The organism is Culturomica sp., from assembly GCF_003524185.1.
GTDB lineage: Bacteria > Bacteroidota > Bacteroidia > Bacteroidales > Marinifilaceae > Culturomica > Culturomica massiliensis.
The window spans coordinates 11,544-35,433 of sequence record NZ_DOED01000038.1; the positions used below are offsets into that span (position 1 = coordinate 11,544).

Sequence of the window (23,890 nt, forward strand, 5' to 3'; positions counted from 1 at the left end):
TTTTTCTTTATATTGTTTAGAATAAATCTAAATTAAGAAGAATTATGCATTTTTTCGTACCGTTTTCCGCAACCGATTGAAATGCCGGAAGAGGCTTTGTTTTCTTAGGCTCGTTGCGGCTTTTCACGATTTTAAACGTTTGCGGAGAAGAAGAATAGTCGTATATTTGAATCGGCTTAGAATTTCAGATTTCTTTTCAACGCATACGGAGACTCTCCGTATAAGTGGGTGTATCACCCTGGGTTATCCTTATGGATTTTTGGTAATGGTTCCGGATGGAACGTAATAAATTGAATTATGGCAGAAAGTAAAATTTTAAAGAGTAAACCCCGTTTAGGCTTTTGGACTTTATGGAACATCAGTTTCGGTTTTTTCGGAGTCCAGATCGCCTATGCTTTGCAAAGTGCTAATGTCAGCCGCATTTTTGCAACTTTGGGGGCTGACCCTCATACATTAAGCTATTTTTGGATATTGCCTCCTTTGGCCGGAATCATTGTGCAGCCGATTGTGGGGTCTATGAGCGACCGGACCTGGACCCGATTCGGACGTCGGATTCCCTATCTGTTCGTCGGTTCTTTAGTTGCTGTCATCGTAATGTGTCTGATGCCGAATGCCGGCAGTTTTACGCATTATATGAATGCAATGCTGTTCGGCGTCATTTCGTTGATGTTGCTGGATACGTCAGTCAATATGGCGATGCAGCCTTATAAAATGTTAGTGGGTGATATGGTGAACGAGGAACAAAAAGGATTGGCGTATTCGATTCAGAGTTTTTTGTGTAATGCCGGTAGTCTGGTTGGATATCTTTTCCCGTTTTTATTTGCTATGTGGGGCATACAAAATACGGCGGCCCCGGGAATTGTTCCCGATACGGTGATTTACTCGTTTTACATCGGGGCGGTTATTTTAATCCTTTGCGGGATTTATACCGTGGTTAAAGTAAAGGAAATGCCTCCGAAACAATTTGAGGAATTCCACGGTATTACGGCAGAAGAAAAGAAGGAAAAAAGCGATTTTATTTCTTTATTGCTCCATGCTCCGAAAGTGTTCTGGACAGTCGGTCTGGTACAATTTTTTTCCTGGGCGGCATTTATGTACATGTGGACCTATACAAACGGTGCGATTGCCCACAATGTATGGGGTACGGGCGATACATCGTCTGCGGGTTATCAGGAAGCCGGTAACTGGGTGGGCGTTTTATTTGCCGTACAGGCGATCGGTTCTGTATGCTGGGCGTTGTTGTTGCCTATGTTCAAATCGCGCAAAGTGGGTTATTCGTTGAGTTTAGTATTGGGAGGTGTCGGTTTTATCTCTACATTTTTTATTCATGACCAATATCTGCTTTTTGTTTCGTATGTTTTGATCGGATTTGCCTGGGCGGCAATGCTGGCAATGCCTTTTACGATTTTGACTAATTCCGTTTCCGGGAAAAATATGGGGGCTTATCTGGGACTTTTCAACGGGACGATTTGTATACCGCAGATCGTGGCTGCACTGGTCGGTGGTTCGTTATTACGCCTGATCGGTGGGAATCAGGCCGGCATGCTGGTGTTGGCCGGTATTTTCCTGATTGTCGGAGCGTTTTGCGTATTTATTATTAAAGAAACTTATTCACATCACAATGAAGGATAAAAAGAAAGGATATGAAAGGATGTATATTTGATTTAGATGGGGTGATTGTAGATACGGCAAAATACCATTACCTGGCTTGGAAAAAAATAGCGGATGAATTTGGTTTTGTTTTTACGGAAAAAGATAACGAGCGTTTGAAAGGGGTCAGCCGGATGGCATCGTTGGATATATTATTGAGTATCGGAGGAGTACATTTAAGTGAGGGGGAGAAGCTGCAGGTTGCAGACAAAAAGAATGAAATATATCTCGGGTATATTTTGAAAATGACTCCGGACGAAGTTTTGCCGGGAGTTCTTACTTTTCTGAAAACCTTACGCGATCAGGGTATAAAAATTTCCTTGGGTTCGGCCAGTAAGAATGCAAAGACGATTTTGCACCAGGTCGGCATTGAAAATTTGTTCGATGCCGTTGCCGACGGGACGAATGTAAGTAAAGCAAAACCAGACCCGGAAGTTTTTTTGAAAGGCGCGGAGCTATTGAATCTTTCTCCTGCGGATTGCGTAGTCTTTGAAGATGCCCGGGCCGGTATTGAGGCAGCTCACCGGGCCGGCATGAAATGTGTCGGGATCGGAGACTCTGTAACACTCCGGGAAGCTGATACCGTTGTCGGAGGATTCCTTGATTTAAGTATAGAAAAAGGAAAACTGAAAATAATAAACAATGGAGAAATATTGAACTTTTGATTTTAGATTAAAACTGTATTGTCATGAATAAATATTTGAAAGCAGATGAATGGTGTATCATTGAAGAAGGATTTGATCCGAAGAATCATCGTTCATCAGAGAGTATTTTCAGCCTTGGTAACGGAAGAATGGGACAACGGGCGAATTTTGAAGAAAAATATTCCGGTAATACTTTACAGGGGACCTATATCGGGGGCGTGTATTATACGGATAAAACCCGTGTCGGCTGGTGGAAAAACGGTTATCCGGAGTATTTTGCGAAGGTATTGAATGCACCGTATTGGAATGGTATTCATGTTGAAATTAACGGAGAGCAACTCGATCTGGCGAAGTGTAAAGTAAAGGATTTTGTCCGGATATTGAATATGAAGGAAGGGTATCTGGAACGTTCTTTTGTGGCAGTTCTGCCGAACGGGGATGAAGTTAAAGTAAATACCCGCCGTTTTATCAGTATGGCGAATAAGGAGATTGCAGCTATACGTTATGCTGTTACTCCTTTGAATTTTAGCGGGGATATCGTGTTTACCTCTTACATCGACGGTGATATAAAAAATCAGGATGCCAATTATGATGAGAAATTCTGGGATATTATTGAAACCGATTCGCAGAAAGGGGAAGCTTATCTGCGTTCGCAAACCAAGAAAACCAATTTTCAGGTAGGCATCGGAATCAAGTATGCTATTACCGTCGGAGGGAACGATTATGAGACGACAGACGATGATACGATTGTAGACCTGAAATATGTGGCCAATAAAGTATCCGTATTTGCCGAAAAAGGGAAGCAGATTTGTTTCTATAAATATGCGGCGGTATTGAGTTCGATGAATCACGGCGTGGAGGATTTGTTGCCGAATGCCCGTATCCTGGTGAATGATGCCTGTCGTAAAGGTTTTGATACTTTATTGGAAGAGCATCGTTTGGTGTGGAAAAACATTTGGGAACATTCTGATATTGTGATAGAGGGTGATGTGGAGGCACAACAGGGAATTCGTTTTAATATTTTCCAGTTGAAACAGACGTATACCGGGGACGATGCCCGTTTGAATATCGGGCCGAAAGGGTTTACCGGGGAAAAATATGGCGGCAGTACCTATTGGGATACAGAAGCGTACTGTGTGCCTTTCTATCTGGCAACAGCTGATTCGGAAGTTACCCGTAATTTGTTGATATATCGCTACAAGCAACTTGACCGGGCTATTGAGAACGGAGAAAAGCTGGGCTTTACCGATGGCGCTGCGCTCTATCCGATGGTGACGATGAATGGAGAGGAATGCCACAATGAATGGGAGATTACTTTTGAGGAAATTCACCGTAATGGGGCTATTGCCTATGCTATTTACCGGTACATCAATTATACCGGGGACGATCATTATCTGGAAGAATACGGATTGGAAGTGTTGACCGGGATTGCCCGTTTCTGGGCACAACGGGCCACATTCTCGGGAGAAAAGAAAAAATACGTGATCCTCGGGGTAACCGGTCCGAATGAATACGAAAACAACATCAATAACAATTGGTATACCAATAAGATTGCCGTATGGTGTATGAAGTACGCCATTGAATGCCTGGAGAAAGTAAAGGGGCGCAATTTGGCTCGTTTTAAGGAATTGATCGGGAAGATGAAAATGGATTACCAGGGAGAAACGGCGAAATGGAAAGATATGATTGAAAATATGCATTTTCCCGAAAGCAAAGAACTGGGAGTTTTCTTGCAACAGGACGGTTATATGGATAAGGAACAGATTCTTGCTGCCGACCTGGATCCGGCTATCCGGCCCTTGAATCAGCATTGGTCCTGGGACCGTATTCTGAGAAGTTGTTTTATCAAACAGGCGGACGTGCTACAGGGTATTTATTTTTTCGAAAATGAATTCGATATGGATTGCATCAAACGGAATTTTGAATTTTATGAATCCCGTTGTGTGCACGAGTCTTCTTTGTCGCCTTGCGTACATTCTATTTTGGCAGCCAAGATCGGAGATATGCCGAAAGCATACAGCCTTTATTTGCGTACGGCCCGTTTGGATTTGGACGATTATAACAAGGAAGCTCACGAAGGCTTGCATATTACCTCTATGGCAGGGACCTGGATGTCAATTGTGGAAGGCTTTGGCGGTATGCGTATACAGGACGGTTTATTATCGTTCCGGCCTGCAATACCTGAAAGCTGGAAAGCTTTTTCGTTCAAAGTGATGCATCGTGGTAATATTTTGAATGTGACAGTTCAGCATTGCCGGACCATAATCTTCAACGAGGAGGGAGAAGATGCTGAGGTTTTGGTAGACGGGAAAAAATATACGATTGTGAAAGATTCCAAATTGGAAATTTGACGATAAGTTGAAAGCCGGAGTGTTGTAAATTAACTTCGGGTTAGGTTCGCAGGGTTTTATAGAGATGAGAACTATAACTCTTTGGCTTTCGGCAAAATCTATGTACAATAAATTTTACTGGAAATGAAATTAGTAGGAATAATGATTTTATTGCTTGTTGCCGGAGGATATCAGCCCATGGCTGCACAGGCTAAAAAGAGTACGGCTAATCCGATCGAGCGGATGGAACCGATGAATTGGTGGGTTGGGATGAAAAATCCTTCTCTTCAGCTGCTGGTATATGGGAAGGATATAGCCGCTTACCGGCCGGAAATCAGTTATCCGGGCGTGGAAATAGAAAAAGTGGTTACGACGACAAATCCGAATTATCAATTTATCTATTTGAATATCGGGAAGGACACCCGGCCCGGCGAGATGGATATTGTTTTTAAAAAAGGTAATAAAACGGCATTTGCCTGGAAATATCCGTTACTGGCCCGGGAGGAAAATTCAGCGGCCCGGGAAGGGTTCAATAACTCGGATGTCGTTTATTTGCTGATGCCTGATCGTTTTGCTAACGGAAATCCGGCAAATGACAGTCACCCGGACGTAATAGAAAAAGCCGACCGGAAATCTTTGAACGGACGTCACGGAGGCGATATTCAGGGGATAATCGATCACCTGGATTATCTGAATGATCTGGGAATTACTGCCCTATGGAGTACGCCGCTCATGGAAGACAATATGCCGACGACATCATATCATACGTATGCCATTTCGGATTACTATAAAATCGATCCCCGCTACGGAACGAACGAGGACTATAAACGTCTTTCCGCAGAGGCGAAAAAGCGGGGGATTAAATTGATTATGGATGTGGTGACCAATCATAGCGGATCGGCTCATTGGTGGATGAAAGATCTGCCGTCTGCCGATTGGATTCATCAGTTCGATCAGTTTACCCGTTCCAATTACCGGATCGGAACGGTTACCGATCCTTATGCATCGGAGGCAGACCGGACCTTGAATACGAAAGGATGGTTCGACACGTCTATGCCTGACTTGAATCAGAACAACCCTTTGTTGATGGATTATTTGATACAGAATGCGATTTGGTGGATCGAATATGCCGATTTGGGAGGATTACGTATCGATACATATCCTTACAATCATAGAAAACCGATGTCGGAATTCAACCGCAGGGTTATGGAAGAATATCCCGATTTCAATATTGTGGGAGAAACCTGGGTACATGAACCGATAGAAGTGGCTTACTGGCAGAAAGATGCGTTGAATCCGGACGGTTATAACTCAGAGTTGCCGGCTGTGATGGATTTCCCGTTGTTGGACGCATTGACGGTATTTACAAAGGAAAAACAAGGATGGGATACCGGTATTATGCGCCCGTATGTCAATTTTTCCCGGGATTACGTTTACCCTTATCCGTATAATTTGCTGATTTTTGCAGATAATCATGATACGGAAAGAATCTGGGAGGTGCTCGACGGTAAAATTCCGGATTTCAAGTTGATTTTTACCCTATTATCGACAACCCGGGGTATTCCGCAGATTTATTACGGTACAGAGATTATGATGAGGGGTAAAAAACAGAGGGGAGACGGAGATATCCGCCGTGATTTCCCCGGAGGCTGGCCCGGTGATAAAGTCAATGCATTTACAGCCGAAGGTCGCACGGCAGAACAGAATGAAGTATATGATTTTATGAAAAAGCTACTCGATTGGCGGAAAGAAAATCCGGTGATTCATACCGGGGGACTGAAACATTTTGTACCCGAGGATGAAGTGTATGTTTATTTCCGTTATAACGACGATAAAACGGTTATGGTGGTATTGAACAATTCAGATGAGGATGCCAGGACGATCGATACGAAGCGTTTTTCGGAAATGCTGAATGGGTTTACTGCCGGGAAAGATGTGATCAGCGGAAAAGAAATCCGGAATATACAGGATTCTTTGACAATACCGGCAAAAACGGCCATGGTAATAGAGTTAGAATAATGGGAATATGGATCGGGAAACTTGAATCGTATCTTCTGTTCAGGTTTCCCCGTCCCTGAATTTTCAAATGATAAGCGTATGTCTAAATTTATCTTATTTATAGCGATGACAGTGTTGGCGATGTCGTGTGTGCAACAGAAAAAAGCAGAGGAACAAGCTCCTCAGGTTGCAAAATGGGCAGAAGATGCCTCTATTTACGAAGTGAATATCCGGCAGTATACACCGGAAGGAACATTTAAAGCTTTCGAGCAGCATTTACCCCGCTTGAAAGAACTGGGAGTAGATATATTGTGGTTTATGCCGATCACTCCGATTTCGGAGAAAGGCCGTAAGGGTTCCTTGGGAAGTTATTACGCCGTGCAGGACTACCGCAAAGTAAATCCGGAATACGGAACGTTGGAGGATTTTAAATCGCTTGTCAATAAGGCACATGAACTTGGTTTCAAAGTGATACTTGATTGGGTGGCCAATCATACGGGATGGGATAACCCTTTGATAGAAGAGCATCCGGATTGGTATACGCAAAAAGACGGAAAGATCGTGAGTCCGGTTGAGGATTGGAGTGATGTAGCCGATCTGAATTACGACAACCGGGATATGCGTCGTTATATGATTGAGAGTTTACAGTATTGGATTCAGGAATGTGACATCGACGGATACCGTTGTGATATGGCCGCTATGGTGCCGACCGATTTCTGGGAAGAAGCGCGTCCGGCATTGGATAGCATTAAGCCGGTATTTATGTTGGCAGAAGCCTGGGAACCTGAATTAACACAGAAAGCATTCGATGCATGTTATGGCTGGGATTTACATCATTTGATGAACGATTTGGCCCAAGGCAAAAAGGACGGTTATGCCTTACCCGAATATTTTCAAAAGGTGGATACCCTCTACCCGAAACGGGCAATTATTATGAATTTTATCGATAATCACGATGAGAATTCCTGGCAGGGAAGCATAGAGGAACGTATGGGTGAAGCTTTCCCTGTTTATGCTGTCATGACTTATACCGTACCTGGAATGCCTTTGCTTTATACAGGACAGGAAGCAGGATTGAATAAACGGCTTTCGTTTTTTGAAAAAGATTCTGTCGATTGGAATCTGCGTCCGGATTTGGCCGGCTTTTATCAAAAGCTGAATGATCTGAAACATAAACACCCGGCACTGAAGGCTGGGGAGAATGAAGGTACTTTCCGTATTCTAGGGCAGGATAATGTAAAGAATACCTTTGCTTTTGAGCGGACTGCCGGAACAGATGTTTTGGTTGTTGTATTAAACCTTACCGGAAGCGATCAGAAAGTGAATTTGGATGAAATCGTGTCCGGAAATTTTACGGAATATTTTTCTGACGAAAAGCGGAAAGATATACAAGAGATTGTTTTACCGGGGAATGGGTTTAAAGTGTTCATCCGGGAATAAACACTCTTGTTTTTGATTTACAATTTTGATGGATACACCGGGTTAAAGCGAATTATTTTTACACACTGGGACGGACTCATTGTGTAATTTCTGCCTCAAATAGACACAGGCCGGTCGTATTGATTCAGAGTTGTAAATCAAAATCCGGATTATTTTGATTTTTTCAAATTCAGCACTTATTCTTACTTTTGTGTCGTTTAATGACGAAAGTAAAACAATATGAAAAAATATCAGTTTGAATTGGAAATGAAGGTGCGTGATTACGAATGTGATCTGCAATGCATTGTCAATAACGCCAATTACCAGCATTATATGGAACATGCCCGGCATGAATTTCTGGAAGCTGCCGGAGCAAATTTCGGAGAACTTCACAAACGGGGAATCGATGCCGTTGTGGCTCATGTGGAAATTGATTATAAGGTATCGTTGACAAGCGGTGACCGGTTTGTCGTTAAGCTGAATATTGCTAGAGAAGGGGTTAAACTGGTATTTTTCGAAGACATTTTCCGCTTGCCGGATATGAAGTTATGTGCACACGGACGGGTAGAATCGGTGTGTGTCGATAACGGGCGTCTTACCCGGGGAGAGTTATTCGATGAAATTTTTGCAGATTATTTGAAAAAGGATTGAGTGTACACTCGGAGTTGTAGTTGTAAAATTGGGGATGATTCCGGTGAACGGATGGAGGCAAGTGAAATGTTGGATGAAATCTTTTTTTAGTAATCACTTCCAAAAAAAAGTTTAAAATTTTGGCGGAAAGAAAAAAAGCACTACATTTGTACCCGCAATCAGAACAGACTGCACGGGTTCTTAGCTCAGTTGGTTCAGAGCATCTGGTTTACACCCAGAGGGTCGGGGGTTCGAATCCCTCAGGACCCACCCAGAAGAGAGGCTTTAAGGCCTCTCTTTTTTATTGTACCGGTTCGAGGTAAAAGGCATTTTGTACTGTCTGAAACTTGAATCCCGGATAGATTTTATCTATCCGGGATTCATATACTTATTTTTTATACTTCATGTTCGACTTCGACAACGGCCGGACAATGGTCAGAATGTTTTATCGCCGGTAGTATATAGGCATCCTTTAATAGGGGTACAACTGCCGGAGTGGCCATACAATAATCGATTCGCCAGCCTTTATTGTTGTTACGGGCATTTGCGCGGAAACTCCACCAGGTGTATTGATGGGCTTCTTCGGGGTGAAAATAGCGGAAGGTATCTGTGAATCCGCTGTCGAGGAACTGACTCATCCACTCTCTTTCTTCGGGTAAAAATCCGCTGTTTGTGGCGTTGCGTACCGGATCGTGAATGTCGATGGGACGATGGCAGATATTGTAGTCCCCGCAAAGAAGTAATTTCGGCCGGCTTTTGCTGAGTTCCTGTACATATACCTGGAAATCTTCCAGCCAAACCATTTTAAAAGCTTGCCTTTCGTCCCCGCTGGTCCCCGAAGGATGGTAAACGCTTACGACGGATAAATCCCCGAAGTCGGCCCGTAAAAACCGGCCTTCATCATCGTAACGGGGAATACCCATGCCATATTCGACATGGTCCGGGAGCTGTTTGCTCAGAATGGCGACACCGCTGTATCCTTTTTTTCGGGCAGAGAAGAAGTAGGACCGATAGCCCAGCATCTCAAATTCAAGGGTAGGGATTTGATCGGGTTGAGCCTTGGTTTCCTGTAAGCATACGACATCCGGCTGCTCTGCTTCGAGCCACCCTGTGAAATTTTTCGAAAGAGCACTGCGCAGGCCGTTTACATTGTAAGTGATGATTTTCATAAGGTGTTATTGTTTCAGGAGTTCACCTTTGAAGCCGGCTTTTTGCAATGCTTCCAAAATTACATTATCCGGACAGTCGGAAGTTACTGTCAGTATTTTATCCGGTGTAGAAAGGTCGATGAACCATTGGTCTTGTGTCATGATTTCGTTCAGGAAGGGAGCGATTTTAGCAACGCATCCCTGGCATTTTGCCGTAGTTTTATATTTTCTCATTTCCATTGTTTTTAATTTTATGTAGTAAAGATATAAAAGATTCAGGACATACCGGACTTTGGATTTATGATTTTTAATTAGGCATATAGGTCAATTCCACGATAAACTTGAATAATTGATGATAATTACGTCGCGACAAAATCCTGAATCATAAATAAACCTGTGAAATCTGTGGGCACAATAAAATCCTGTAATTAATTTATATCTTTATGGTTCTATATAGAGTATAACATAAAAGATTACAGTTATGAAGGAGGTTATTATGCTATATTGTATGTTGACGGCATTTGCCGCCCAGGGATTGGGTTTTGAACAGGACCGGTTTAAAACTCCGGAAGGTAAAGATTTGGTCATTACTTTTGTAAAACACGGGAGTTTGATGCTCGAATACGACGGACACGTTCTTTTGGTGGACCCTGTGTCCGACTATGCCGATTACAGTAAATTTCCGAAAGCAGATTTGATTTTAATAACGCATGAACATCACGATCACCTTGATCCGAAGGCCATTGCCGCAACGGAGAAGGAGTCGACTTTAATTATTGTCAATCCGGCTTCGCAAGAGAAATTGGGCAAAGGAATTGCAATGAAGAATGGGGATCGGCGAAGTCCGGTGTCCTATTTGAATGTTGAGGCTGTACCGGCATACAATACGACACCGGGGAGAGATCAGTTTCATCCCCGGGGCCGGGATAACGGTTACATTTTGACGTTGGGCGGGATGAGGGTTTATATCGCCGGAGATACGGAGGATATACCGGAAATGAAGCAATTGAAAAATATAGATATTGCTTTTTTACCGGTGAACCAGCCTTATACGATGACTCCGGTTCAGGCTGCCCATGCTGCTGAGATGATAAAGCCCCGGATTTTGTATCCGTATCATTATGGAGAAACCAAGATTCAGGATTTGAAGGATTTATTGAAGAAGGATAAGCATATTGATGTTCGCATCCGGCAATTGCAGTAAATGAGAAACCGGGAGAAATTTAAAAACTTCTCCCGGTTTTGTTTTTTGGCTTATATGTTGTAAAATGCCGTAAAGGCCTTGATGACATAATGGTGATCCATTGTGCCTCCGGTTTCGCGTACCGAATGCATGGCCCACATCGGGTTACCGATATCTACACCCCGCATTTCCATTTGGGAAAGCAGAATGTTACCTAAAGTGGATCCCCCTGCCATATCCGAATGATTGACAAACGTCTGATAAGGTACCCCTGCCAATTGACAAATGGTCTGGAATACGGCAGCCGAATCTCCGTCGGTGATGTATTTTTGATTGGCATTGATTTTGATGACCGGCCCGCCGTTCATAACCGGATGATTGGTCGGATCGTGTTTTTCGGTATAATTCGGATGCAGGGCATGAGCCATATCTGCCGAAATCATAAATGAGTTGTGGATGGCCCTGTAAAGGTCTTCTGTCTGGCCGCCCATACCGAAAACGACACGTTCGATAATCGTCCGGAGGATGGGAGATCCTGCACCTTGTTTTGTTCCGCTGCCTACTTCTTCGTTATCGAAGATGGCCAATACTTTTGTTTTACGGCATTCTTTGGAATCGATCAAAGCTTTCAAACCGGCATGTGCCATAGCCAGGTCGTCTAATTTTCCACAGGAGATAAATTCTTCATTCAATCCCGTCAGGCAACCTTTTTCAAAATTATACAGCGTCAAATCGAAATCCAGGATATTTTCCGCCGGGATTTGCATTTCTTCAGCTATCAGTTTCAACAGGAAATTTTCTTTTTCGAAATGTTCGTTAATCATCGCCAATACCGGAAGCATATCTTTTTGCTTACTCAGCGGGTTGCCCTGATCATTGACTGCCCGGTTGAAATGGATGGCCAAATGTGGTATTGTAAGCAAGGGACGTTTAAAATTGATAAACTGGATAATCGGTTTCAGGGGATTGTCGCTTTTGATCAATACTCTGCCTGCCATAGATAACGGACGGTCGAACCAGGTGTACATGATCGGTCCGCCGTAAACTTCTGTATTAAGTTTCAGGTATTTTCCTTCAACCGGTATTTCTGCATGCGGTTTGATACGAAAAGTCGGGGAATCACTATGGGCGCAGATCAGTTTGAAACCGTTTTCGGCAATGTCGCCTGTTCCCGGGATAAAAGCATACAAAGAAGAATGATTTTTCGTAACGAAATATTTTTTTCCTCTTTCAATTTGCCAGCTTTCACCGGAAAACAATTGGGTAAATCCATGGGCGATCAATTCCTTTTTAATATTGAGTATCGCGTGAAAGTTCGTCGGACTTTCGTTGATAAAGTCAATTAATTCTAGAGCTGCCTGTTTTTCCATAAATATATTATTTGTGATGAATAAATATTTCGTTCCCTTCTTCAATTTGTTCCCGGATTTTTTTATTGAACATGATAAAAGGTGGATTTTCCATGTTCTTCTTGTTGTATACGATGTTCGAATAGTCGGTCGGATTGACAACCAAACCGCCGGAGGTTTCCACGATGATCTGACCCGCAGCCGAATCCCATTCGTAGCAACGTCCGAATTTGGGGTAAATGTCCGCTTCACCTTTTGCTATTGCACAATGTTTGGCAGAAGCTCCTAAAGGGATAAGTTCGAGATTATATCCTTTTGACTGCAGGTAATCGATGTATTCGAACTCAGCTTCTGTCATATTAAAACGACTGACGACCATTTTTAAATTCGTCCCTTCGTTGGAGACCGGTGTCAGTTCGGAGATTTGGTTTTCTTTTTTAATATAGCATTTATCATCTTTAAACGCCCAGATGATTTCTTTATCCCGGATGTTGTTGATTATTCCCAATATGGGTTGCGTTCCGCAAATTAAAGCAATATTGATACAGAAGCGTCCGTTTTTATATATGAATTCTTTTGTACCGTCCAGAGGATCCACCAACCAACAATATTTCCACGATTCCCGGAGGTGATAATCCGGAATGTTCGATTCTTCACTGATGATGGGGATGTCCGGGAATAAAGCTTTTAGTTCTTTGCGTAATAAGGTATTGGATAACTTGTCCGCTTCTGTTACCGGAGTCGCATCCGGTTTCATGGAAATGTCCAAATCTTGTTTTTTGTAAAGTTCCAAAAGGGCATCTCCCGCCTTCTCAATGAGTGCGATGACTTGATCCAACTTCTCTTTTATCATCATGGGTTTAGTGCTTTCTTATTTCATAGGATAAAGTAACTAATAAAAATCGGAATTTGAAAATTAAATATTATACTTTTGATAAGTTGTAAATATTTTGTACATCTCTGTCAATTATTTGGACATATCAGTCTGATGTATGTTGTTTAATTTGTTGGTAAACAGTGGTTTATTGCGTTGGCATATTTGTTGATAGAATAATGAATATCAAAAAAAAGAGTAGATATATTAAAATATTTAGATATGAGTGCTTCTAATTTGAAAGTTTTTTTACGCACATTGGTTCGAGATAAACTTTATACCGGGATTACAGTATTTGGTTTTGCCTTATCGTTGACGTTCGTCATTTTATTGAGCATATACATCCAGCAAGAATTATCGGTTGATCAGTTTCATCGGAATAAAGACCGCATTTTTAGGGCCGTTAATGAGGATCGCTCCAGTTTCGGTACTTTAATCGGCGGAGAATTACAAAGTAAATACCCGGAAATAGAATGCTATACCCGTTTATTTCAAAATTCTACGTTTATTGAAAACAGTCAGAAAGAGAAGGTAAATTTCAATTTTCTGTTGGCAGATTCTACTTTTTTCAAAATGTTTTCTTTTCGTTTGCTGGAAGGAATGCCCGGGGAAGTACTGAAGACACGTAATTCAGTCGTATTGACCCGTTCTTATGCCCGGAAATTATTCGGGAGTGAAGATATCATAGGAAAGGAGATCACTTGTGAAGGTGATTTGAAATTGGTGGTAACGGGAATTATGGAAGATATACCTGAAAATACACATTTCAATACATGTGATGGTGTATTGCAATTTCCGTTTTTAGCCGATCTTTGGGGGTATCCTGATTTGTTAACGAATAATAACAACAGTTCTTTCGGACTTTATGTTATGGCAAAAGAAGGAACAGACCTGTCTTCGAAAGCACCTTTGATCTTAGAAGATTTTAAGGCAAATTATTGGATGTTTAAAAGAGGATATGTTAAGGAATTCAGTTTCGAACCTTTGACAGAAATATATTTCGGCGGGAAAGACGGGCAAGGAATACACGGTAACAGTAGGACTTTGGTTGTTGTTTTATCTGCGATTGCCTTCGTTATTCTGGTATTGGCATTGATCAACTATAATAATTTATCGATAGCCCAGGCCGGTTTCCGGGCAAAAGAAGCGGCTGTAAAAAAATTGTTGGGAACCGATAGCGCTTCTCTTTTCCGGCAGTTTATCTGGGAGTCGGAGGCTCTTTGTTTTATTTCTTTTATTTTGGCCTTAGGCTTTAGCTTTTTATTTCAGCCTATCTTTAATCAGTTGCTGAGTACACATGTTTCAGTAGCAACTCATTTGAATATAGGAACCATCGGTATTGCTGTGTTGGCATTGGCATTATTAGGCTTGGTGGCCGGTTTGGCGCCTGCATTCCTGATTACCCGTTTTAATCCGATAGATGTCGTAAAAGGAGCTTTCCGGAAAAAAACAAAGGGTGTATATAGTAAAGCATTGATTTGTTTTCAATATACGGTGGCGATTGCATTGGTCGTTTGTACTGCGGTCATTTGGCGGCAAACGGATTTTATGCGGAATTACAATCTGGGATTCGATAAGGAAAATATAATTTGGATGGAGAACCAGGTAAGTGGGGCACAAAAAATGGCATTACGGAGTGAGTTCGAAAAAATACCGAGTGTAGTGGGTGTTTCTTTTGTGTGTGGGAGTCCTGTCGATGGAGGAAATAACAATTCGTTTTCCTATAAAGATAAAGCTTTGAGTTTTCAGGAATTTAAAGTGGATACCGCTTTTTTTTCTTTGTTGGGAATAGAAGTCATGAAAAATGATGTGGCAATTTCTAAAAACGGATTGTGGTTAAATGAAGCTGCTGTCAAAGCATTGGAATTGCCTGATCGGCCTGTCGAATGTAATCCATATGGAGGTGAGGCTATTCCGGTGTTCGGAGTGGTTAAAAATTTTCATTTCCGGGATCTTACCCGGGAAGTGGGGCCGGCCTGGATCAAGCCGTTAAATGATGAAGAATGGCCTTGGAGTATTCTGGTAAAAATCAATACGACGAATCCGGGGAAAGTGTTCCGGCAGGTACAGGCTACCTACAAGGAATTTATAGGTGGTGTTCCGGTCGAGGCGATGTTTATGGATCAGGAGATCAGCCAATGGTATGAAAGCAGTGAACGGACAGCCCGGTTGATCGGTTATTTCTCGGCCTTGGCTATTGTGCTGTCGATGATGGGAATCTTGGCCATGGCCACTTATTTTATACAGCAACGGGTGAAAGAAATCGGAATCCGCAGAGTGAATGGAGCGACTGTAGCGGAAGTGTTGCGTATGCTTGTGGCTAGTTTTATGAAATGGATTGCATTAGCATTTGTACTGGCTTGTCCGATAGCCTGGTATGCTATGTCCGACTGGCTCGACGGCTTTGCTTATCGTACTGATTTGAATTGGTGGATTTTCGGTATGGCCGGTTGTTTTGCCGGTTGTATCGCCTTGTTAATGGTAGGATGGCAAAGTGTAAAGGCTGCGATGGTCAATCCGGTAAAATCTTTAAAGAGTGAGTAAAAATTCTTATATATTGGATTATGTTGATAAAGTATGTTCAGATAAAGATGATTTTTCGGGGATGGGCCAGAAATAAAGTGTATACTTTCATTTCTCTTTTGAGTCTGGTCAGTGGATTGACGTGTAGTGTGCTATTGATTGCTTTCGTTATGCGGGAATACCGGATTGCGGATTCGGTACCGGATAGTGAGTGTACTTATATCATTGAGAGTGAGAATTCTCAGTATAATCATGTGAAAATGTTTTCGGTAGAATCGGAACTGCCGGTACGTTTGCAGGAAACCTTCCCGGATATCCGGGACATCTGTGTATTCAAAGGTGAGGATGCAGCTATAGTACAGGATAAGGGACTTTTGTATACCGAAAAATATTTTTCCGTATTACCTGAATTTCTCGATTTTTTTAAACCGGAAGTCGTATCGGGAGATTTGGAGCGGGTATTGTCCGGGACAACGGAACTGGCTGTTTCGGAATCTTACGGCCGAAAACTGTTCGGAGAGGAAAATCCTTTGGGGAAGGTACTTACGATGGAAATCCGGAAATATATGCCCGTGGAGAAAGGTTACGGTTATTGGGTCGACGCCAGGCAAGAATATACAGTTGCGGCAGTGTTCAAAGACATGAAGAACAGTATTCTGTGTTGTAATATGCTTCAGGGATTGTCTCGGGAAATTTTGACCAGGGAGGAAACTCGGGGATTGGAATTTTACGCTTTTGTGAAATTAAATCCGAAGGCTGACCGGTTTGTTCTGGAAAAGAAAATCGATCAAAATGCCGGGTTGATGGAATTGGCAGATGGTAAAGTGAGGCTCTTGCCGGCAGATCAGATTTATTTTAATCCTACGGAGTATTGTTCTCTGTTAAGAGGGCGTGATAAATCGTTATTGTATATTAGTTTAAGTATTGCTTTGGCGATATTGCTCATCGCTTGTTTTAACTATGTTAACATCAGTATGACCCGGAATATGCAGCGGTTGCGGAATACAGGTCAGCAAATGGTGTGCGGGGCCTTGGTCGGGAGTATGCGCTTACAGTTAATCACCGAAACTTTTATACAGGTTGTGCTGTCTTTTGGAATAGCAGTGTGGCTGATTTATGAAATATTACCGGTGTTCAACGCCTTTTTAGGTGCAGACCTGTCGCTTTCTGCCGTATTTTACGGTCCGGCCCGGATTGTATTTTTACTTCTGATCGTCGTTTTGTCCGTAGGTCCTTCTTTTTATATTTTTTCCCGTTTGGGGAAAATACAGTTGAGTGCGGTATTGAAAAATGAAACTCAGCGTAAATCGGAATTGATTAAAGGTATGGTTGTCGCTCAATTTGTCGTTTCCGCTGTTTTGGTGGCTGTCGTGTTGAATATTCACCGGCAGATGGAATACATCGCACACAGCCGTCCGGATTCCGACCGGATCGTTGCAGTGAATCCTACCTCTGGAAATTTTGATGAGAAAACCTGGGACGCCTTCCGGAATCAACTGCGGACGTTGCCGGAAATTGAGGCGGTGACGACGACTAAAATGACCCAGAATATGAGCGGACAGACCGGAGATATCAATTATTGTGTTTTCGATTGTGATGATTCCTATTTTGATGTATATGGCGTAAAAATTTTGATGGGGAACGGTTTTTCATCTCTTTCTGCAAAATCGGATCAGGTATTGGTGAATGAAACTTTCGCTTCTCTGGTCGGGAAGTCCGCAATTCTCGGTTACACATTCGATTATTGGGATAAAAGCCGGAAGACGGTCGTTGGAGTAGTAAATGATTTTCAGGTGGATCGTTTTTCCATGAGGATTCCTCCGATGGTGCTGCATCCCGATCCCTCCGGAGCAGGGCGTTTGGTTGTTAAAGCAGGGGAAAATACCTCTTATGCCGATTTGAAGATGAAGATAAATACATTGTGGTACGAAACGGCTCCGGGAAATACCGGTTTGTCCTGCTTGACCATGGCAGATATATATAAAGGTTTTCACCGGGATGAGTTGAGACTGATGAAAACGGTATGGATATTCATGTGGGTCAGTTTATTGTTGACAGGAGTGGGATTGTTCGGACTGGCTTGGTATACTGTGGAAAGCCGGAAAAAAGAGATCGGTGTCCGGAAAATCAACGGTGCCAGCGGAAATCAGGTGATGTTGTTGATTTGCAGACAATTTATGATATGGATCGGAGTCGCTTTTCTGATCGCTTTGCCCTTGGCTTTTTATTTTACCGAAGAGTGGATGAAACAATTTCTGTATAAGGCAGATTTTACGCTGTGGACTTACCTGTTGGCAGGCGGCTTTATTTTTTCCGTCGGTTTTCTGACTGTCATCTGGCAATCCAGGACTGCAGCCGGATTGAATCCGGTAGAAATGTTCAAAAATGAAATCTAAGGAAGAACAGGTAAGCTAGGAAGGATTGTCTAATATTTAGACTGTTTTGTCTAATTATTAGACAATCTGAATTTATGGATTAAATAAGAACTTGTTGTTATCCTGTGTCTTATGAAAAATGGTATACCTTTTGGTGTATGAATGACAATATTCGAATAAATAATTAAAAATAACAGTCATGATCGAATTAAGAAAGGTAGATAAGTATTATAAATCCCGTTTTCAACGTACGTTTATTTTGAAAAATATTGATTTCACGGTAAATGAGGGAGAATTTGTAAGTATTATGGGACCGAGCGGAGCGGGGAAATCAACGTTGTTGAATATTGTCGGGATGTTGGACGAACCTTCGGAGGGAGAGTATTATTTTATGGGAAATCCGGTGCATAAAATGAGTGAGAAAGATAAAAATCTTTGTCATCGGAATTATATCGGTTTTATTTTTCAGGCTTACCATTTGTTGGAAGATATGAATGTATACGAGAATATCGAGATGCCGTTGGTATATAAAGGGGTGAAGGGTAAAGAACGGAAAGCGATAGTTGCAGATATTCTGGATCGTTTCAATATTGTAGCCAAGCAGGATTTGTTTCCGGAACAATTATCGGGAGGTCAGCAGCAATTGGTCGGGATAGCCCGGGCTATCGTGGCTAAGCCTAAATTATTGCTTGCCGATGAGCCGACCGGTAATTTGCATTCCGAGCAGGGAAAACAAATTATGGAATTGTTGAAAAAATTGAATCAGGAGGAAGGAATGACGATTATTCAGGTCACTCACTCCGAGCAAAATGCCAGATACGGTACCCGTATTGTAAATATTATGGACGGATACCTTAAGGAAGGCACGGTCCAGATCGATGGGGGATTGAAACTTTGAGGTTTACATATCAATTGGGACGTATCGTTTTGATCTTACAAAATATAGAGGGTAAGATTAGGTAGAATTTTATTGGGTCTTGAATATGAATATGTTTAGGAATTTTTTCCGGACTTTTAAGGGGAATCGACAGTCTTATCTGATCAATATGTTGGGCTTAGTGACGGGGTTGGCTTGTTGTTTATTGATTATGATGTGGGTAGTCGGTCAATTGCAAACCGATCGCGGTTTTAAGAATATAGACCGGATCGTGTCTTTACAGGGATATCATGAGGGAAGTCAGCCATTCGGAGGGGTGGCTCCTGCCGTGATGCCGGCTTTAAAAATGGAACGTCCTGAAGTAGAAGCCGGTGTTCGCTTAAATTTCGCAGCCCGTACTGTAAAGTGTGGAGCGGAAAACTTCGGGGTAGCGGCTTATGATGCAGATAATGACCTTTTTAAAATATTTTCTTTGGATTTTATCGAAGGTGTTCCTTATGAGTCCGGAGAAAAAGAACGTTGTGTGTTGACCCGTTCTGCCGCGTTGATGATTTTCGGAGATCATTCTCCGCTTGGCCAGTCTTTGCAATTTGAATTCGGCACATTTATCGTTTGTGGGGTAGTGGAAGATATGCCGCGTCGTCGGACGGTAGCTACTGCCGGTTCTGAAAGCATCGTTTTTCTGCCGATAGAACGGGAAGGGGAGGGTTTGACAGCCTGGTACAATAACAGTTATGAAACTTATGTGTTGCTGCGGGATATGTCGGCTTTTGACGAATTTGCCCGGGTGGCTAAAGACCGGGCGATAAAAGCAGTGCCGGAATATCAGTTGTATGTGAAAGCAGCTCCATTGAAAGACCGTTATCTGTACGATTGGGGACAGATGAAGGAGGTGCGGCTGATGGGGGTTATTGCACTGGTAATATTGCTGATTGCATGTATTAATTTTATCAATCTTTCGACTGCGGCTTTTGCCCGTTCCGCAGTTCAGACAAGCGTCCGGAAGCTCGTCGGAGCAACCCGCTGGCATTTGGTTGTCATCCATTTATCGAATACGTTTTTGTTGGTGGCCTGTTCTTTTGTATTGGCCTTTCTGTTGGCTTATGCCATTGTCCCTGTGTTCGGAAGGATTATTGGAAGTTCATTTCAAATGGCTGATTTGCTGAATCCTTCGGTATTGTGGGTAAGTAGCGGATTGGTTCTTCTGACGACTTTATTGGCAGGATTATATCCTTCTTTTTATTTGGCTTCATTCTCGCCGGTGAAAGTGTTAAAAGGCGGAAGGTCGGGAGGCACATGGAGTGGCCGCTTGCGTAAAACGCTGGTGGTGGTTCAGTTTGTCGTATCAATAACCCTTATTATATGTACCTTGGTGATCGGGCGTCAGATTCGGATGTATCAGAAAATGGACTTGGGATATACCTGGGACGAGGTGTTGCAGGTTTCTCTGCGCAATGAATCCCAGCAACAAAAAGCTTATGTATTGAAGGAAGAATTACAACATCTGTCGGGAATTAAAGCGGTAAGTGCTTCGACTTCTATCCCGGCCCGGATTTTCTGGAACGGATTGGGGTTTGAATGGGAAGGAAAAGATCCTGCTTTTAATCCTTTGGTATATTTTACCTGGGCGGATGCCGATTGGGCGAATGTGTACGATGTCCGGCCGGAAGAAGGTGAATTTTTTACGGATAATTACGAAGGAATTGTTATTAACCGGAAAATGGCGGATCTAATGGGTGGAGAAAAACCGATAGGCAAATACCTTAGCCGGAACAGTCAGAATATGAAAATTGTAGGGGTACTGGATAATTTTAAATTCAATGATTTCAAAGCTGTAGCCCAACCCCTTGTTATTTTTCCGATGAAACCGGAGAACCGGGACAATTATACGAAGCAATTGAGTGTCCGGATTTCCGGGACTGATTTGGCTGCTTTATATGAAACCGTGCGGCAACAAGCAGCAAAAGTATTCGGAGAAGAGCCGGTTGTCCGTTTTTTGGATGATAACGTACAATCGTGGTTGATGACAGAGAAACAATCGGCCCGGATGGTATCGTTTTTCACTTTATTGGCGATTATTATTTCATGTCTGGGTTTATTCGGTCTGGCGACTTTTATGATCGAGCAAAAACGGAAAGAGATCGGCGTACGCCGCGTCAATGGGGCGAAAGTAACGGAGATCGTGTGGTTATTGAATATCGGTTTTATGAAACCGATTCTGATGGGATTTGTCGTAGCCTGCCCTTTGGCTTATTATTTTATGAACCGTTGGTTGGAATCCTATTTGCAACGGACGGAAATGAGTTGGTGGATTTTTATTTTTTCGGGAGTGCTGACCCTCTTGGTTGCTTTGTCCGCTCTTCTGTGGCGAACAGTCCGGGCTGCTATGGAGAATCCGGTCCATTCCCTGCGTTCAGAATAATTTAGATCGAAATATTAAAATAAAAGTTATGCGTATTGCCAGAGAGTTTGTTCAGAATTTCAAACGCTTTAAGACAGCGGGGATATTGAATGTTGTCGGATTATCGGTAGCCTTTGCTGCCTTTGCTGTGATTGTCATTCAGTTGTCATTTCAGGAAGGATACGACCGTTTCCATAAAAATGCCGACCGGATTTTCCGGATGGAGTTGTTGTTTCCCATGAATTTGCAGTATGCGGCTTTCGGACCCACTCCTATCGGTGGTTTATTGAAAGATCAGAGTCCGTTGGTAGATGATTATTTTATCATCGCCAATTCCCATCAAAGTGTTTTTCTGAAAAAGAAAACGGATGGGACAACCGATAAATTCAAAGCGCCTATAAATTCGGCTACCGCTTCTTTTGCGGACATGTTGGGAATAAACGTATTGGAAGGGGATGCTCATCAAGCCTTGACAGAGCCGGATATGTTGATGTTGCCTCAAAGTTTTGCCCGTACCTGGTTTGAGGGCGGTTCCGCTGTCGGGAAACAGATAAGTAGCGGGGGAAAGGTATATACCGTTGCTGCCGTATATGAAGATATGCCGCTAAATTCGATTTTTAAAAATACGTGTTATACCCGTTTTGTAGAACAGGAAGAGTGGGGAAATTGGGATGGGCAGATTTTTGTTCTGGCGGCTAATTCCGATCGGGATGCCTTGCAGCAGCAAGTGAATAATCTTAAAATCGAGACATTGGATCAGATTTTTGAAGGGTTGCATAAGAAAGAACAGATGGAACAGGAAGGGAAATCCTATTTACGGGTATCGCCTCTCACGGATATTTTTTATGACAATACGGTAATTTATGACACATCGGATAAGGGAAACCGTAGAAACGCCGCCGTTATGCTGGCTGTTGGCATTTTAATCATATTGATTGCCGGTATCAATTTTGTGAATTTTTCGATGTCTCTGGCGCCTACCCGGATGAAAAGCATCAATACCCAAAAAGTGCTGGGCGCTACCGTAATGACGTTACGGTTGCGATTGTTAGGAGAAGCTGTGGTCTATACCTGTGTAGCGTTTTTATTGTCTTTGGGCATATTACAGTTGTTTTCAATGTCCGGATTGTCCGGACTGTTTTCGATGTCTTTGGCTCCGGCCAATCATGGGTTACTTTTAGGAGGTGTGGCTGGACTGGCTGTTTTGTTGGGAATTATAGCCGGGATATACCCCGCATTTTATGTAACTTCATTTGAGCCGGCTGTTGTGTTGAAAGGAAGTTTTGTTATGACACCCAAAGGTATCCGCTTGCGGAATGGACTGATGGCCTTCCAGTTTGTAATCTCAATTGTGCTCATAACATGTACGCTGATTATGGGAAACCAGTATCGGTTTATGCAACACTATTCGTTGGGTTATCAGACGGAAAATATAGCCTGGATGATCCTGGACGATAAGATTGAAAAGAATCAGGAGGCTTTGATTTCGGAAGTAACCGCGATACCGGGAGTGTTGGATTATACGTTTTCCGATTATGTTCCCGGAAATGACTTCGTTTCCAGCAGTGGAACAGAGCTGGACGGAGAGGCTATACAACTCGACAGAATAGGGGTTTATAAGAATTTTTTGGATTTTTTCGGGATGACATTGGTAAAAGGAGATAATTTCTCTGCTTCGAACTTATCCGGTTACCAACTTATTATGAATGAAACGGCTATTCAGAAACAACCGGTACTCGACCGTTATTTCGGGCGGAATATACCTCAGGATATTGTGGGGAATGGTCAGTTTATCGGTGTTGTGAACGATATTCATTATATGTCTTTACGCAAACCGGTAGCTCCCTTGGTTTTACTTTGTAGTGCCGGACAGGAATATTCCTATATGTTTTTTAAAATAGCAGGAGGAGATGTGTCCCAAACGATACAGCAAATTCGTCATGTATATGAACATTTAGCCCCGGAGGGGATATTCGAGCTTCATTTTTTGGACGATTCTTTACAGCAGAAGTATGAGAGTGAAAAGCGGTTGATGCAAGTCGTGTCTTTGATGGGCGGAATTGCAATTGTACTGGCTCTGGTCGGAGTGTATGGATTGATTATATTCAATGCCCAATATAGGCGGAAAGAAATCGGTATACGCAAGGTTAACGGAGCGACGGAAAGTCAGATTATGTTTTTGCTGAATAAAAGTTTTTTCCGTTTGTTGTTTTTCTCTTTTATCGTAGCCTGTCCGGTGGCCTGGTATGCTATGAGTCGCTGGCTGGAAGGGTTCAGTTACAAAACACCGATATATTGGTGGATATTTTTGGTAGCGGGAGTAATTACTTTGATTATTGCATTATTTACAATCAGTTGGCAGAGTTGGAAAGCCGCTACGGAGAATCCCGTAAAAGCATTAAAAACAGAATAATGAGATATTATAACTCTTTTTATTATTTTTGCAAAAGATAATAAAGCCGGACGTAAAGCCAAATTTCTTTGAGTAG

16 protein-coding genes and 1 tRNA gene are annotated in these 23,890 nt (G+C 42.6%); 13 read left to right on the forward strand and 4 right to left on the reverse strand.

All coding sequences use genetic code 11. The features are described from left to right. Positions 1 to 297 precede the first annotated feature (297 nt). The 7 genes from DD657_RS12840 (at position 298) to DD657_RS12870 (ending at position 8,941) form a co-directional block, all read left to right on the forward strand. Positions 298 to 1,632, forward strand: coding sequence for an SLC45 family MFS transporter (locus tag DD657_RS12840; protein ID WP_021988010.1), 1,335 nt, complete (start codon positions 298 to 300; stop codon positions 1,630 to 1,632). Positions 1,633 to 1,643: 11 nt separating this feature from the next. Further along, complete coding sequence (gene pgmB / locus DD657_RS12845) at positions 1,644 to 2,315, forward strand: beta-phosphoglucomutase (protein ID WP_118774204.1); 672 nt, start codon at positions 1,644 to 1,646, stop codon at positions 2,313 to 2,315. 23 nt (positions 2,316 to 2,338) lie between these two features. Next, positions 2,339 to 4,645, forward strand: a complete 2,307-nt coding sequence (locus tag DD657_RS12850; protein WP_068691350.1) for a glycoside hydrolase family 65 protein — start codon at positions 2,339 to 2,341, stop codon at positions 4,643 to 4,645. A gap of 123 nt (positions 4,646 to 4,768) precedes the next feature. Beyond that, a complete protein-coding gene (locus tag DD657_RS12855) occupies positions 4,769 to 6,643 on the forward strand; it encodes a glycoside hydrolase family 13 protein (protein ID WP_287050156.1) in 1,875 nt (624 codons plus the stop codon). Between the two features lie 78 nt (positions 6,644 to 6,721). Further along, positions 6,722 to 8,062, forward strand: coding sequence for an alpha-amylase family glycosyl hydrolase (locus DD657_RS12860; protein WP_021988006.1), 1,341 nt, complete (start codon positions 6,722 to 6,724; stop codon positions 8,060 to 8,062). 219 nt (positions 8,063 to 8,281) lie between these two features. After that, positions 8,282 to 8,692 (forward strand): acyl-CoA thioesterase, encoded by a 411-nt coding sequence (locus DD657_RS12865; protein ID WP_021988005.1) that lies wholly within the window; start codon positions 8,282 to 8,284, stop codon positions 8,690 to 8,692. 174 nt (positions 8,693 to 8,866) lie between these two features. Further along, a tRNA-Val gene (locus DD657_RS12870) sits at positions 8,867 to 8,941 on the forward strand. A gap of 125 nt (positions 8,942 to 9,066) precedes the next feature. Here DD657_RS12870 and DD657_RS12875 read toward each other — a convergent pair. Further along, positions 9,067 to 9,840, reverse strand: coding sequence for an exodeoxyribonuclease III (locus DD657_RS12875; protein WP_118774202.1), 774 nt, complete (start codon positions 9,838 to 9,840; stop codon positions 9,067 to 9,069). Between the two features lie 6 nt (positions 9,841 to 9,846). Further along, a complete protein-coding gene (locus tag DD657_RS12880; RefSeq protein WP_353745298.1) occupies positions 9,847 to 10,053 on the reverse strand; it encodes a heavy metal transport/detoxification protein in 207 nt (68 codons plus the stop codon). Positions 10,054 to 10,327: 274 nt separating this feature from the next. On the opposite strand from DD657_RS12880, the gene DD657_RS12885 reads away from it, so the two are divergent. Next, complete coding sequence (locus tag DD657_RS12885) at positions 10,328 to 11,023, forward strand: MBL fold metallo-hydrolase (protein WP_437124782.1); 696 nt, start codon at positions 10,328 to 10,330, stop codon at positions 11,021 to 11,023. Between the two features lie 50 nt (positions 11,024 to 11,073). Here the strand turns inward: DD657_RS12885 and DD657_RS12890 are convergent, their stop codons facing one another. Both DD657_RS12890 and DD657_RS12895 read right to left on the reverse strand, forming a co-directional pair. Continuing rightward, positions 11,074 to 12,372, reverse strand: coding sequence for a M18 family aminopeptidase (locus DD657_RS12890; RefSeq protein ID WP_287050162.1), 1,299 nt, complete (start codon positions 12,370 to 12,372; stop codon positions 11,074 to 11,076). Positions 12,373 to 12,379: 7 nt separating this feature from the next. Then, positions 12,380 to 13,207 (reverse strand): 3'(2'),5'-bisphosphate nucleotidase CysQ family protein, encoded by an 828-nt coding sequence (locus DD657_RS12895; RefSeq protein ID WP_287050165.1) that lies wholly within the window; start codon positions 13,205 to 13,207, stop codon positions 12,380 to 12,382. A gap of 240 nt (positions 13,208 to 13,447) precedes the next feature. Here DD657_RS12895 and DD657_RS12900 point away from each other — a divergent pair, with 240 nt between their 5' ends. The 5 genes from DD657_RS12900 to DD657_RS12920 all read left to right on the forward strand — a co-directional run bounded on the left by DD657_RS12900 (position 13,448) and on the right by DD657_RS12920 (position 23,814). Next, positions 13,448 to 15,769, forward strand: a complete 2,322-nt coding sequence (locus DD657_RS12900) for an ABC transporter permease (RefSeq protein ID WP_287050167.1) — start codon at positions 13,448 to 13,450, stop codon at positions 15,767 to 15,769. A 20-nt stretch (positions 15,770 to 15,789) separates the two neighbouring features. Further along, a complete protein-coding gene (locus tag DD657_RS12905; protein WP_287050169.1) occupies positions 15,790 to 18,144 on the forward strand; it encodes an ABC transporter permease in 2,355 nt (784 codons plus the stop codon). A gap of 178 nt (positions 18,145 to 18,322) precedes the next feature. Then, entirely contained in the window at positions 18,323 to 19,021 is a 699-nt protein-coding gene (locus DD657_RS12910) for an ABC transporter ATP-binding protein (RefSeq protein ID WP_021989517.1), read from the forward strand. An 85-nt stretch (positions 19,022 to 19,106) separates the two neighbouring features. Further along, positions 19,107 to 21,422: an ABC transporter permease gene (locus DD657_RS12915; protein WP_287050172.1), complete on the forward strand. Its 2,316-nt coding sequence runs from the start codon at positions 19,107 to 19,109 to the stop codon at positions 21,420 to 21,422. A gap of 28 nt (positions 21,423 to 21,450) precedes the next feature. Further along, positions 21,451 to 23,814: an ABC transporter permease gene (locus DD657_RS12920; protein WP_287050174.1), complete on the forward strand. Its 2,364-nt coding sequence runs from the start codon at positions 21,451 to 21,453 to the stop codon at positions 23,812 to 23,814. Positions 23,815 to 23,890: the final 76 nt, after the last annotated feature.